This window comes from Arthrobacter zhangbolii (assembly GCF_022869865.1).
Lineage (GTDB): Bacteria > Actinomycetota > Actinomycetes > Actinomycetales > Micrococcaceae > Arthrobacter_B > Arthrobacter_B zhangbolii.
In genome coordinates this window covers 3,187,060-3,200,703 of sequence record NZ_CP094984.1, presented here as the reverse complement: position 1 = coordinate 3,200,703, position 13,644 = coordinate 3,187,060, and the positions used below count along the sequence as shown (strand labels likewise).

13 protein-coding genes are annotated in these 13,644 nt (G+C 69.0%); 10 read left to right on the top strand and 3 right to left on the bottom strand.

The window, feature by feature from the left end; genetic code table 11:
- Window positions 1-6 precede the first annotated feature (6 nt).
- Window positions 7-1,266: an XdhC family protein gene (locus MUK71_RS14925; RefSeq protein WP_227928508.1), complete on the bottom strand. Its 1,260-nt coding sequence runs from the start codon at window positions 1,264-1,266 to the stop codon at window positions 7-9.
- Window positions 1,267-1,852: 586 nt separating this feature from the next.
- On the opposite strand from MUK71_RS14925, the gene MUK71_RS14920 reads away from it, so the two are divergent.
- The 10 genes from MUK71_RS14920 (at window position 1,853) to MUK71_RS14875 (ending at window position 12,441) form a co-directional block, all read left to right on the top strand.
- Window positions 1,853-3,271 (top strand): 8-oxoguanine deaminase, encoded by a 1,419-nt coding sequence (locus MUK71_RS14920; protein WP_227928387.1) that lies wholly within the window; start codon window positions 1,853-1,855, stop codon window positions 3,269-3,271.
- A gap of 453 nt (window positions 3,272-3,724) precedes the next feature.
- Window positions 3,725-4,255: a 2-oxo-4-hydroxy-4-carboxy-5-ureidoimidazoline decarboxylase gene (gene uraD, locus MUK71_RS14915; protein WP_227902866.1), complete on the top strand. Its 531-nt coding sequence runs from the start codon at window positions 3,725-3,727 to the stop codon at window positions 4,253-4,255.
- A complete protein-coding gene (uraH, locus tag MUK71_RS14910) occupies window positions 4,252-4,593 on the top strand; it encodes a hydroxyisourate hydrolase (protein ID WP_227928388.1) in 342 nt (113 codons plus the stop codon). Before uraD ends, uraH begins: the two co-directional genes overlap by 4 nt.
- 4 nt (window positions 4,594-4,597) lie before the next feature.
- Window positions 4,598-5,518: a factor-independent urate hydroxylase gene (gene pucL / locus MUK71_RS14905; RefSeq protein ID WP_227902864.1), complete on the top strand. Its 921-nt coding sequence runs from the start codon at window positions 4,598-4,600 to the stop codon at window positions 5,516-5,518.
- Window positions 5,518-7,017: a nucleobase:cation symporter-2 family protein gene (locus MUK71_RS14900; RefSeq protein ID WP_227928389.1), complete on the top strand. Its 1,500-nt coding sequence runs from the start codon at window positions 5,518-5,520 to the stop codon at window positions 7,015-7,017. The genes pucL and MUK71_RS14900 overlap by 1 nt, the downstream gene beginning before the upstream one ends.
- Window positions 7,018-7,027: 10 nt before the next feature.
- Window positions 7,028-8,362, top strand: coding sequence for a DUF6986 family protein (locus MUK71_RS14895; RefSeq protein WP_227928390.1), 1,335 nt, complete (start codon window positions 7,028-7,030; stop codon window positions 8,360-8,362).
- A 37-nt stretch (window positions 8,363-8,399) separates the two neighbouring features.
- A complete protein-coding gene (locus tag MUK71_RS14890; RefSeq protein WP_227902861.1) occupies window positions 8,400-9,239 on the top strand; it encodes a bifunctional allantoicase/(S)-ureidoglycine aminohydrolase in 840 nt (279 codons plus the stop codon).
- Window positions 9,239-10,114 (top strand): hydroxypyruvate isomerase family protein, encoded by an 876-nt coding sequence (locus tag MUK71_RS14885; RefSeq protein WP_227928391.1) that lies wholly within the window; start codon window positions 9,239-9,241, stop codon window positions 10,112-10,114. Before MUK71_RS14890 ends, MUK71_RS14885 begins: the two co-directional genes overlap by 1 nt.
- The gene (allB, locus tag MUK71_RS14880; protein WP_227928392.1) at window positions 10,114-11,478 is read left to right on the top strand and encodes an allantoinase AllB; all 1,365 of its coding nucleotides are present in this window, start codon (window positions 10,114-10,116) and stop codon (window positions 11,476-11,478) included. Before MUK71_RS14885 ends, allB begins: the two co-directional genes overlap by 1 nt.
- Window positions 11,479-11,595: 117 nt before the next feature.
- Window positions 11,596-12,441, top strand: coding sequence for an HpcH/HpaI aldolase/citrate lyase family protein (locus MUK71_RS14875; RefSeq protein ID WP_227902858.1), 846 nt, complete (start codon window positions 11,596-11,598; stop codon window positions 12,439-12,441).
- 78 nt (window positions 12,442-12,519) lie between these two features.
- Here the strand turns inward: MUK71_RS14875 and MUK71_RS14870 are convergent, their stop codons facing one another.
- Both MUK71_RS14870 and rraA read right to left on the bottom strand, forming a co-directional pair.
- Window positions 12,520-13,131, bottom strand: coding sequence for a dienelactone hydrolase family protein (locus MUK71_RS14870; RefSeq protein ID WP_227928393.1), 612 nt, complete (start codon window positions 13,129-13,131; stop codon window positions 12,520-12,522).
- A gap of 8 nt (window positions 13,132-13,139) precedes the next feature.
- Window positions 13,140-13,613 carry a ribonuclease E activity regulator RraA gene (gene rraA, locus MUK71_RS14865; protein ID WP_227928394.1) on the bottom strand — a complete coding sequence of 158 codons (474 nt, stop codon included), beginning with the start codon at window positions 13,611-13,613 and terminating at the stop codon, window positions 13,140-13,142.
- Between the last annotated feature and the right edge of the window lie 31 nt (window positions 13,614-13,644).

The following is a 13,644-nucleotide window of genomic DNA, read 5'->3' as shown; positions in this document are numbered from 1 at the left end:
GGTCCCTTAGCTGGCGTGAAGTCGGTTGTACGGATGGATGGGCCCGCTGCGGGTCCGCAGCGGCTGCCCGCTGGCGGCAGCCCCGGAGCGGGCGGCAACAATTTCGGCGAAGACGGACAGGGCGGTTTCCTCCGGTGTGGCGGCGCCGATGTCCAGCCCGATGGGGGAGTGCAGCTTCTCCAGGTCGCGGGCGGTCAGGCCCGCGGCGCGCAGGGCGGCCATCCGCTGTTCGTGGCTGCGCCGGGATCCCATGGCCCCCACATAGGCGAGGTTGCCCCGCAGGGCCTCGGCCAGCACCGGGACATCAAACTTGGCGTCATGGCTGAGCACGCACACCACGGTCCGGGCATCCAGGTTCCCGCCTGCGGCTTCGCGGCGCAGGTACTGATCCGGCCACTGCACCTGTACATGGTGCGCCGCGGGGAACCGGTCCGGGGTGGTGAACGCGCGCCGGGCGTCGCAGATGGTCACGTGATAGCCCAGCAGCCGGCCCTGCCGGGCCAGCGCGGCGGAGAAATCATTGGCGCCGATCAGGATCAGCCGCGGCGGCGCGAGCCGGGATTCGAGGAACAGGACGGGGCCACCGGGCTCGCACGCAGCGCCCGGGCCGGCGTGCGCCGGTGTGCTGTTCGCCGATGCGCCGTCCGCCGGTGCGCCCGTTTTCGGCCCGCTGAGTCCCGGTCCGCCCAGGCCCGGACCGTCCAGGCCCGGGCCGTCCAGTTCGACGACGCCGGTCCGTCCGGCCGCGATAAGCGGGGCGATCCGGGCGGCGGCACGCGCGGGATCCATGGCCAGCATCGCGGTCAGGGCCGCGCCGTGGGCGGCGAGGAGACCGGCATCGGTGGCACCGGCCGGGTCGGCGACAAGCAACGGGGCAGCCGTTCCGCCGTCGGATGCTGCGGCGTCGATCCGCCGGATCAGGGCACAGGGGGCGTCGGGGCCGGGGATAAGGGGAAAGGTGCCGGCGGCGACGGGCTGGATCAGGACCTCCAGGGTGCCGCCGCAGCTGAGGCCGACGGCGAAGGCATCGGCATCGCTGTAGCCGAAGGCCTCCACCCGGGCACGGCCCGCGGCGAGGACCTCTTCGGCGGCGGTGACGACGGCGGCCTCAACGCAACCGCCGGAAAGGGAACCGGTGATCTCTCCGGTTCCGCTGATGAGCATGGAGGTGCCGACCGGGCGGGGCACGGAGCCGGACGCCCGCACAATGGTCGCCACCGCGCATGGGGCACCGTCCGCCGTGGCGGATGCCAGCGCATTGAGCATGTCCAACACTGCGGCCTACCCTCCAGCAACACCTGCCGGCGGCAACCGCCACCGGCTAACCCAGTAACCAAAGCGGTGAGTTCCCCCTGCCGGGAGAACCGGGCAGGGGCCTTAAATCCGCAAAACAATGACTAAAAGCGAAACATATTACGGCGCGCATTGATCCGCCCTGCAGGCGGAAAAGAATGCATATTCCGGCACCGCCGGGAAACGATGAATGCCGCAATTGCTCCGGTAATTGCACGGAAGCCTACCACGGTGTCCCGGCACGCGGGACACCCCGCCGGTTATGACGCGTACGGTCACCCGGCCGCCTCGCCCCGCCCGCCCGGGAGCCTGCTGTACCGGACACTGCTTGGACCGGGACGTCCGGTGCGGGAAGGGGCGGCACAGTCGTTTGCTTCACATTTTCCGGGATGGCCCCGTCATCTGGGTAGGGTGGGGCCGTGCGGACGGTCAGGCCACCGGCGCACGGATTGTCCGGCCCGCCGCCTGCGCGGACCGGAATGCGGAACCGGCCTCTTGGATCAGCAGACAAGCCCACTGAGCTGGCCCCGGGAGGGGTCTGTCTGCCCAAGGATGTTCGATGAACGCTTCCACGCCCGCCTCAGCGCCCACCGCCGTCGCACCCGCCGCCGTCGTACCCGATTCACCCCGCGCCCGCCTTTGGATCAGGAACCCGCTGGCCGCCTTCACCGCCAACGGACTGGATGCCGCCGGCGGCCTGGTGATCGAGAACGGGATCATCGCCGAGGTGCTGGCAGCCGGGCAAACCCCGTCCGCGCCCTGCTCCGAGGTCTTTGACGCGTCCGGCCACGTGCTGCTGCCGGGGCTGATCAACACGCACCACCACTTCTACCAAACCCTCACCCGGGCCTGGGCGCCGGTGGTGAACACCCCGCTGTTCCCCTGGCTGAAGAACCTGTATCCGGTGTGGGCCAGGCTGACCCCGGCGGACCTGGAACTGGCCACCACCGTAGCGCTGTCCGAACTGCTGCTGTCCGGCTGCACCACCGCCGCGGACCACCACTACCTCTTCCCCGACGGGCTCGAGGACGGCATTGACGTGCAGGTGGACGTGGTGCGGAAACTGGGCATGCGGGCCATGCTCACCCGCGGCTCCATGACCCTGGGGGAGGACGACGGCGGCCTGCCGCCGCAGCACACGGTCCAGGCTCCGGATGTGATCCTTGAGGACAGCCGGCGGCTGATCCGGGACTATCACGAACGCGGTGACGGCGCCGTGATCCAGATTGGGCTGGCCCCCTGTTCGCCGTTCTCGGTGACCCGGGAGATCATGCGCGACAGCGCCGCGCTTGCCGAGGAACAGGACGTCCGGCTGCACACCCACCTGGCCGAAACCATGGACGAGGAAGCCTTCTGCCTGGAGATGTTCGGGCTGCGGACGGTGGATTATCTGGAGAGCGTCGGCTGGCTGGGGGACCGGACCTGGCTGGCACACGGCGTGCATTTCAACGACGACGAGGTTGCCCGGCTGGGCGCGGCAGGCACCGCCGTTGCCCACTGTCCGACGTCGAACATGCGCCTGGCCAGCGGCATTGGCCGGATGGCGGAGCTGGAGGACGCAGGCGCCCCGGTGGGGCTGGGCGTGGACGGCTCGGCTTCCAACGACGCTTCGAACCTGATCCTGGAGGCGCGGCAGGCCCTGTATCTGCAGCGGCTGCGCTACGGCGCCGAAGCCATCACGCCCGAACGTGCGCTGGGCTGGGCCACCAAGGGATCAGCGCGTGCCCTGGGGCGGAAGGATGTGGGCGAACTGGCGCCGGGCCGGCAGGCGGACCTGGCGATGTTCCGGCTGGATGACCTGCGCTTCTCCGGCAGCCACGATCCGCTCTCGGCCCTGCTGCTCTGCGGCGCGGACCGCGCGGACCGGGTGATGGTCGGCGGTGCCTGGCGCGTAGTCGACGGGCAGCTGCCCGGCGTCGACCTGCCGGAGCTGATTGCCCGGCACACCGCGGCGGCCCGGCGGATGATGGCCGGGTAACCGGGCGGGGTGTGCCTTTGTGCGGCGGGTGCGGCCGGTGCTGCGGCCGGTGCTGGGGGCCGCGCCGCACAGGGTCCCACCAAGTGGGGCTGGTGTTGCCCAGTGGGACCACTCCAGCACCACTGGCATCAGTGGGTGGGAAGGTGCGGGGCCGGCCGGTCGGAGGGGACAGGAAGGTGTGCCGGAAGCCGGGGATTGTCACGGAGAGAAGGGCGCTGGCGCAATACTCTCCCGGAAAAAGACGCACGGTTACCGCGGAATTTACCGGCGGGAAACATAAATCAGTTTTATTCCGCCGGAATGACATGTTTCTTGACAGATATGACGTACCTCACCCAGACTGACCGGCATATCAATTCCGTTTGCAGGAAACATCGAATCAAGTCGGCGCCGCCGATGGTCAAGGGTGTTCAGCGCCGGCAACGGACGAGCTCTACCTGAAAGCTGACACCCGTGCCCTCAGAACTCCGCCCCGACGACGCCGCCCCGGACTTCCTTACCGCGTTCAACGCCGCCCGGAGGGCCGATGCCGAAGCCATGCTGCGCCCCTGTGTGGACATCCCGCGCTGGTGCAACGAGGTAGCCGCAGCCCGCCCGTTCGCCACCGCCGGAGAACTGCTCAGCTTCGCCGAACTGGCCGCCCCGGACTTCACCGAGGCGGAAATCGAAGCAGCGCTGGCGCACCATCCCCGGATCGGCGAGCGCCCGGCAGGTTCCGGCACTGAAGCCCGCTTCTCCCGCAGCGAGCAGGCCTCCGTCAGCGGACTCGAGGATGTGCAGGACCGGCTGCTGGCCGGCAACCGCGCCTACGAGGAGAAGTTCGGCCAGGTCTTCCTGATCCGCGCCGCCGGCCGCAGCGCCGAGGAAATCCTGGCCGCCCTGCAGGAGCGGCTCGGGCACACACCCGCGGAGGAAGTCCCCGTCATCGCAGCCCAGCTGCGCGAAATAGCCATTCTGCGTCTGGAAGGACTGCTACACCCATGACCCGCAGCCACGTCACCACCCACATCCTGGACACCGGCGCCGGCCGGCCAGCCGCCGGCGTCGCCGTCGCCCTCCTGGCCGCCAGCGGAGACGGCTGGGACCGGGTAGCGGAGGGCACCACCGACGCCGACGGCCGGGTGTCCAGCCTGGGCCCGGAACAGCTCACCCCCGGCACCTACCGGATCGACTTCGCCACCGGCGACTACTTTGCCGCCACCGGCACCGAGACCTTCTTCCCCAGCGTTTCCCTCACTTTCGCCCTGACCGACGCGGCCCAGCACTATCACGTACCGCTGCTGCTGAGCCCCTTCGCCTACTCCACCTACCGAGGAAGCTAAACCCATGACAGAAACAACCCAGGCCACCACCGCAGCCCAGATTGTCCTCGGCAGCAACCAGTACGGGAAGGCCGAGGTGCGCCTGGTGAAGGTCACCCGCGACACCGCCCGGCACCAGCTCGAAGACCTCAGCGTCACCAGCCAGCTGCACGGTGATTTCGAGGCAGCGCACACCGAGGGCGACAATGCCCACGTGGTGGCCACCGACACCCAGAAGAACACCATTTACGCCTTCGCCCGCGACGGCGTCGGCTCGCCCGAGGCGTTCCTGCTGCGCCTGGAGCGGCACTTCACCGGCGGCTTCGAGTGGGTTTCCGGCGGCCGCTGGGCGGCTGAACAGTACTTCTGGAACCGGATCAGCGACCATGACCACGCCTTCGCCAAGGACAAGTCAGAAATCCGCACCGCGGTGCTCGTCTCCGAGGGCGGCCGGCAGCACCTGGTCTCCGGCATCAGCGGCCTGACCGTGCTGAAGTCCACCGGCTCCGAGTTCCACAGCTTCCCCCGGGACCGCTACACCACGCTGGCCGAAACCACCGACCGGATCCTGGCCACCGACGTGACCGCGAAGTGGCGCTACGCCCCGGACACGGACCTGGACGCACTGGATTTCAACGCCCTGTACGCCTCCGCCCGGACCCTGCTGCTGGACGCCTTCGCGAACACGCATTCCCTGGCGCTGCAGCAGACCATGTTCGAAATGGGCAAGGCCGTTATCGCCGCGCACCCCGAGATCGCCGAAGTACGGCTCTCCCTGCCGAACAACCACCACTTCCTGGTGGACCTGGCGCCGTTCGGCCTGGACAACCCCAACGAGGTCTTCTTCGCCGCGGACCGCCCCTACGGCCTGATCGAAGCCGCCGTGCTGCGCGAAGGCGTGGTCGCGGACTCGCCGGTCTGGAATACCGTGGGCGGTTTCTGCTGATGAGCCGCAAACACAGCCCCGCCACGGCCGGCAGCGCGCCCGCCCGCCCGGAAGACGCCAAACTGCCGCTGGGCAGCACCTTCGCCTACGGCTTCCAGCATGTGCTGACCATGTACGGCGGCATCATCGCCCCGCCGCTGATCGTCGGCACCGCCGCCGGACTGGATTCCACCGACGTCGGCATGCTCGTCGCCGCCTGCCTCTTCGTGGGCGGCCTGGCCACCCTGCTGCAGACCGTCGGCATCCCGTTCTTCGGCTCCCAGCTGCCCCTGGTCCAGGGTGTGTCCTTCGCCGGGGTGGCCACCATGACCGCCATCCTCGACGGCGGCGGCGGCCTGCAGTCCGTGTTCGGTGCGGTGATAGTCGCCTCGCTGATCGGCCTGCTGATCACCCCGGTCTTCGCCAAGGTGATCCGCTTCTTCCCGCCGGTGGTCACCGGCGTCGTGATCACCACCATCGGCCTGACGCTGATGCCCGTGGCCGCGAACTGGGCCATGGGCGGCAGCAGCGCCGCCCCGGATTACGGCAGCGTCTCGAACATCGGCCTGGCCGCGCTGACGCTGCTGCTGGTGCTGCTGCTGAGCAAGCTCGGCAACTCCACCATCTCCAGGCTCTCCATCCTGATCGCCATTGTGCTCGGCACCGTCTTCGCCGTCGTCACCGGCAAGGCCGACTTCTCCGCCGTCGGCAGCGGCGCGATCTTCGCCGTCCCGGAACCCTTCGCGTTCGGCATGCCGACCTTTGAGGCCGCGGCCATCATCTCCATGGTGATCGTGATCCTGGTGACCCTGACCGAAACCACCGCGGACATCATTGCGGTGGGCGAAATTGTCGAAACCAAGGTGGACTCCAAGCGCATCGCCAACGGCCTGCGCGCGGACATGCTCTCCAGCGCCCTGTCCCCGGTGTTCAACTCCTTCACCCAGAGCGCCTTCGCTCAGAACGTGGGCCTGGTGGCCATCACCGGCGTCAAGAGCCGGTTTGTGGTCAGCGCCGGCGGTCTGATCCTGGTCATCCTGGGCCTGCTTCCGGTCCTGGGCCGGGTGGTGGCAGCGGTGCCGACGCCGGTCCTTGGCGGCGCGGGCATTGTCCTGTTCGGCACCGTGGCGGCCAGCGGTATCCGCACCCTGGCGAAGGTGGACTACCGCAACAACATGAACTTCATTATCGTGGCCACGTCCATTGGCTTCGGCATGATCCCGATTGCCGCGCCCACCTTCTATGACGAGTTCCCCACCTGGTTCGGCACCATCTTCCACTCCGGCATCAGCTCCGCAGCCGTCATGGCGATCCTGATGAACATCCTCTTCAACCACATCCGCACCGGCAACTCCGAGGATCCCTCGGTCTGGGCCGAAGGCTCCAACCGGATTGTGCGCATTGAGGACCCGGCGGCGCTGAAGGACGGCGACCACATGCAGGACGGAAAACTGCTCGACGCCGACGGCCAGGAAATCCCGCTGGCCACCACCGGCAGCACCGAAAACGACCCCCACTAGGACCGTAACCGTGAAACCCTCCACCGCCCCCGCACCCGCCCCCGTCCTCGGTGACGGCCACCTGCACCGGCTGGACGCCGTCCTCGCGGACACCGACCGGCTGCTGGCCGCCGCCTATCCGGGCGACGCGGGTACCCGGCAGCCCGTACACACCGTCTACATTCCCGCCGACCGCTGCGTGCCGGCCCTGCCTGCCCACTGGGGCCGGGAGGGCCTGGCCGCCGCGGCGGCGCAGGGGTCGCTGACGGAGCTGGCAGAGGTGGCGGGGTTGGACGCGGACCTGGCCGCCGCCGTCGTGCCCCTGGTCGAGGCCAAACTGCAGACTGAACCCATCGAGGACCTGCGGCTGGACTTCGAGGACGGATACGGGATGCGGCCGGACGAGGAGGAGGATACCCACGCCCGGCAGGCTGCCGCCGCTGTCGCTGCCGCGGTGGCGGACGGCACCGCCCCGCCGTTCGTGGGTATACGGTTCAAGTGCTTCGAAGCGGCCACCCGGGCCCGCGGCGTACGCACCCTGGACCTGTTCCTGGCCGGCCTGCTCGCGGCGGGGGAGCTGCCGGAGGGCCTGGTCCTGACCCTGCCCAAGGTTTCCACCGTGGAGCAGGTGGAGGCCATGGTCTACACCTGCGAACGTCTGGAGGAAGCGCACGGACTGGAACCGGGACGGCTGCGGTTCGAAGTGCAGGTGGAAACCCCGCAGCTCATCCTGGCCGCCAACGGCACCGTGCCGGCGGCCCAGCTGATCCACCGCGGCAAGGGCCGGATCTCGGCGCTGCACTACGGCACCTACGACTACAGCGATTCGGTGCAGATCGCCGCCGAATACCAGTCCATGGAGCACCCGGCCGCGGACTACGCCAAGGCCGTGATGCAGGTGGCCGTTGCCGGCACCGGCGTCCGGCTCTCGGACGGCTCCACCAACATCCTGCCGCTGGGCACCCCGGAGGAAATCCGCGCCGCCTGGCAGCTGCACGCCCGGCTGGTGCGCCGTTCCCTGGAACGCGGCTTCTACCAGGGCTGGGACCTGCACCCGGCCCAGCTGCTCACCCGCTTCCTGGCCACCTACGCCTTCTACCGGGAGGGGTTCGACGCCGCCGCCCGCCGGCTGCACACCTACGTTGCCAAGCTCGAGGGAACGGTGCTGGATGAACCGGCCACCGCCCGCGCACTGGCCCGGTTTGTGCACCGCGGACTGCTCTGCGGCGCCCTGACCGAGGCGGAAGTGGCGGACGGCACCGGGCTGACCGGCGTCGAACTCGCCGCCCTGGCCCACCCCAAGGCCGCCGCAGCGGTCCCGGCAGCGCCTTCCGCACCGTCCACTTCCCGCCCCGCCACGTCCTGACCGGCACCAATTCCCCACCCCAAAGAAGGTCCGCTAGATGAATACCCCCCAGTCCGACACCCCGCGCTACTACGCAGCCGCCGGCGGCCTGCCGGGTCAGACCGAGCTGCTCACCGGACGCGCCGTGGTGACCGAGGCCTACACCGTGATTCCGCGCGGCGTACTGCGCGACATTGTCACCAGCGTGCTGCCCGAATGGACGGACACCCGCACCTGGATCCTGAACCGGCCGGTAGCCGGCGGGGCCACCACCTTCGCCCAGTACCTGGTGGAGGTGGCACCCGGGGGCGGATCCCGCGCCCCGGAACCGGAACTGACGGTGGAATCCTTCGTGTTTGTGCTGGAAGGAGCCCTTACCATCCGGCTGCTCGGCCGGGACCACGTGCTGACACCGGGCGGTTTTGCCTACCTGCCGCCGGAAGCCCTGTGGAGTGCCTACAACGAGGGCGGCGAGCCGGCGAAGTTCCAGTGGATCCGCAAGGCCTACCAGCCGCTCGCCGGCCACACCCCGCAGCCGGTCTTCGGCAACGAGCAGGACATTGAACCCGCCGCGATGCCCGGCACGGACAACAAATGGCGCACCACCCGGATGATCCCGGTGGATGACGTGGCCTATGACATGCACGTGAACGTAGTGACTTTCGAACCCGGCGCCGTCATCCCGTTCGCGGAAACCCACGTGATGGAACACGGACTGTACGTGCTGGAAGGCAAAGCCGTGTACCGGCTGAACCAGGACTGGGTGGAGGTGGAGGAGGGGGACTACATGTCCTTGCGCGCCTTCTGCCCGCAGGCCTGCTACGCCGGCGGCCCGTCCAACTTCCGCTACCTCCTGTACAAGGACGTCAACCGCCAGGTCCTGCTCGGCGGCCGTTAATGACGGCGTCCGACGGCGGCCCGCTGGCCGGGTACTCGGTGAACTGCTCCACGCTGTTCACCGAACTGCCGCTGATGGAACGCCCCGCCGCCGCGCGGGCCGCCGGGTTTGGCACGGTGGAATTCTGGTGGCCGTTCGAGGAGCCGGTACCCGCCGAAGCGCAGGTCCGGGAGTTCGAAGCAGCCGTCCGCGACGCCGGCGTGCAGCTGGGGGCACTGAACTTCTACGGCGGGGACATGCCCGCCGGTGAGCGTGGCGTGCTGTCCCTGCCGGACCGGGGTGCGCAGTTCAGGGCCAATGCTGCGGTGGTGGCCGGGATCGGGAAGCGCCTGGGCTGCCGGCTGTTCAACGCCCTGTACGGGAACCGCAGCACGGACTTCAGCCCGGAGGAGCAGGACGCGGAAGCACTGCGGAACCTGCGTGCCGCCGCCGCAGCCGTGGCGCCCTTCGGCGGGACAGTGCTGCTGGAACCGCTCAGCGGTGCGCCGGACTATCCGCTGCGCACCGCGGCGGACGCGGCCGCAGTCCTGCAGCAGGCGCACGACGCCGGGGCGGAGAACACGGCGCTGCTTGCGGACTTCTATCACCTGGCGGTCAACGGCGAGGACGTGGCCGCGCTGATTGCCGCCGACGCAGCCCGGTTTGGCCATGTGCAGATTGCCGACGCACCAGGCCGTGGCGCCCCCGGCACCGGCAGCCTGCCCCTGGCCCGCTGGGTGCGGGAGCTGCGCGCCCGCGGCTACGCCGGGGATGTCTCGCTGGAGTACTTCGCGCCGGCGGACGGCCTGTCACCGGGCACGTTCCTGCAGGCGGCGGATTTTTTGGTAGCCGGTGACACCTCACCGGATGGTGTTTCTTCAACGGAGGGTTCGTGATGGGTATTTCGTCAGCACAGGAAGCAGGGCACTTCGACCTGGTGATCCGCGGCAGTGCCGTGCTCACCCCGGAGGGGACCATTCCCGCCGAAGTGGGGGTGCGGGGCGGGGTGATTGCCGCCGTCGTACCCCTGGGCACCGGACTCGAAGGGGACCGGCTGATGGAGCTGGCCGCGGACGAAACCCTGCTGCCCGGCCTGGTGGACACCCACGTACACGTGAACGAGCCCGGCCGCACCGAGTGGGAGGGCTTCGCCTCCGCCACCCGTGCCGCCGCAGCGGGCGGGGTCACCACGCTCATCGACATGCCGCTGAACAGCATCCCGCCCACCGTAAGCGTGGATGCGCTGGACACCAAGCGCGCCGTCGCCGCACCGCAGGCCGCGGTGGACGTGGGTTTCTGGGGCGGGGCCGTGCCCGGCAACCTAGCGGATCTGCGCCCGCTGCACGAGGCCGGCGCGTTCGGCTTCAAATGCTTCCTGGTCCATTCCGGCGTGGACGAGTTCCCGCACCTGGAACCGGCGGAAATGGAAGCGGCGCTCGCCGAACTGAAAACCTTCGACGCCCTGCTGATTGTGCACGCCGAGGATCCCGCCGCCATCGCGGACACCCCGCCCGGAGCACAGTATGCCGGGTTCCTCGCCTCCCGCCCGCCGGCCGCGGAAAACACCGCCATCGCCGGCGTCATTGACGCGGCCCGGCGCACCGGCGGCCGGGCGCACATCCTGCACCTGTCCTCCGCCGAAGCGCTGCCGCTGATCCGCACGGCCAAGGCCGACGGCGTGCGGCTGACCGCCGAGACCTGCCCGCACTACCTCACGCTGAAGGCCGAGGAGATTCCCGACGGCGCCACGGCCTTCAAATGCTGCCCGCCCATCCGCGAAGACGCGAACCGGGAACAGCTGTGGGCCGGCCTGGCGGACGGGACCATTGACTGCATTGTTTCCGACCATTCGCCCAGCACCCTGGACCTGAAGGACCTGGAGAACGGCGACTTTGGCGTGGCCTGGGGCGGGGTGTCCTCGCTGCAGCTGGGCCTGGCCCTGATCTGGACCGAGGCACGCACCCGCGGGATCAGCCTGGAGCAGGTGCTGCGCTGGATGTCCGCCGCCCCCGCCGAACTCGCCGGGCTGGACCACAAGGGAGCCATTGCCGATGGTAAGGACGCAGACTTCGCCGTCTTCGCCGCGGAGGACACCTTCACCGTGGACCCGGCCGCCCTGCAGCACAAGAACCCGATCACGCCCTACGCCGGAAAGCGGCTGACCGGCGTTGTGCGGCGCACGCTGCTCGCCGGCGCCGATGTGGATCCGGCGGCACCCGCGGGCCGGCTGCTGCGCCGCGGCGAGGCCCGGAACAGCTAGGACCGGGTGACCGCGGCCGGGGACCGGGTCCTGGCGGCCGCGGTCACACGGGTGATGGTGGCCACATGACGCCCGTCGCATTTTAGTAACTGCCAAGCCTGAAAGTAGTGTCTTCTTATGGCCCCATTTCGAAACAGCCGCGCTGCTGCGCTCCCCGCGAAACTTTCCCGTTCCTGGCTGCTGGCTTCAGCAGCCGATGAAGCGAACTTTGCGCCGGCGCTGGCGTCCGAGGCCGATTCCGTGGTCTTCGACATGGAAGACGCGGTGCCTGCGGATGGCAAGGCTGAAGCCCGCGAGCGGGTGGTGGAGGCACTGTCCACCGGCATGACCGCCTGGGTGCGTGTCAACGGCATCGAAACCGATTACTGGGCCGATGACCTCGCCGCCCTGTCCAAGGCCCCGGGCCTGCGCGGTGTGATGCTCGCGATGACCGAAAAGCCTGAGCAGGTCACCCACACCGCCATGCGGCTGCAGGCCGGCACCCCGGTGCTCGCCCTGGTGGAGTCTGCACTTGGCATTGAAAACGCCACCGCCATTGCCAGTGCTCCCGGCACCTTCCGGCTGGCCTTCGGCGTCGGCGATTTCCGCCGCGACACCGGCGCTTCGGATGATCCGATGGCGTTGGCCTACGCCCGCTCCAAGCTGGTGGTTGCCTCACGTGTGGGCCAGCTGCCCGGCCCCATCGACGGCCCCACCGTGGGTGCCGTGGGCGAGCCGCTGCTGGAGGCCTGCAAGGTCACCCAGAGCATGGGCATGACCGGCAAGCTGTGCCTGATGCCCGAGGCCACGGACTACATCAACCGCGGACTTTCACCGAGCGAATCCGAAATCACCTGGGCGCACGAACTGCTGGAGGCCCACGCTGCCGGCGCCGTGGTGGGCGACGGTTCCTACCTGCCGCGCCTTGCCCGTGCGCAGAAGATCTCCTCGCTGGCGGACTCCTACGGACTCTGGAACGCGTAGGGATCCCCTCCCCTGAACACACAGAAGCTGCGGCGCCCCGTGCGGGTGCCGCAGCTTCTGTGGTTAAGCGTTCCGGGGTTAAGCGTCCCGGGGTTCCGCGTCAGCGGGTTTTGCGTCCACCCGGTCCAGCAGCTGCAGCACCATCCGGGTGAAGGCGAAGGAGGCATCCATGTCAAAGTCCGGCTGGCTGATGTCCGCGAACAGGTGCGAGGCGCCCATATAGAGGATCAGGTCTGCGTCCGGGCTGGATGCGGCCAGGTTTTCCGCGGCGTCCAGGTCCCCTTCCTCCGCGAAGTACGGGTCCGCGTCCATACCGTGGATCTGGACGGGCACACCGGCCGGCCACGTATCGCCATAGGTGCCCAGCGGGAGGCAGGCGCTGACCAGCACCGCACCGCGGGCGCCGGGCCGGGTCTGTGCCAGCCGCTGCGCCGGCATCACGCCCAGGGAGAAGCCGATGTAGACCATGTCCGGCGGAAAACGGCCGGCAATCTGCACGCCCAGTTCCTCAATGGCATCCATCCCGATTTCGGCGGCATACGCCACGCCCTCCTCCAGGTCGCCGAACACGTGGCCGTCGTAGAGGTCGGGCACCGTGACCGTGTGTCCGGCTTCGCGCAGCACGTCGGCAAAGGCATCCATGCCGGCCGTGAGGCCGAGCGCGTGGTGGAACAGCAGCACGTTGGCCACGGGGACTCCTAGGGTTCGACGAGGATGCCGTCCTCGTCGGCAAACAGTGTCGCGCCGGGACGGAAGGTGACACCGCCGAACTCTACGGGCACGTCCACCTCGCCGACAGAGTCCTTGGCGCTCTTGCGCGGGTTGGAGCCCAGCGCCTTGACCCCCAGCGGCAGCTTGGCGACGGCGGTGCGGTCACGGATGGGGCCGTTGATAACGACGCCGGCCCAGCCGTTCTCCACGGCGGCGGCGGCAATCATGTCCCCCATCAGTGCGGTGTTCAGTGATCCGGCGCCGTCGATCACCAGGACGGCACCGTTGCCGGGGGAGTTCAGCAGGGACTTGATCAGCCCGTTGTCCTCCAGGCACCGGACGGTGCGGATGGGGCCGGTAAAGGCGGTGTGTCCGCCCAGGTCCTGGAACTGCAGCGACACGGAGGCCAGTTCCTCGCCGCGCTCGTCATAAAGGTCAGCTGTGCTCAGTTGGGTTTCCATGGCTTCTACTGTGGCAGAGCGCACAACGCGA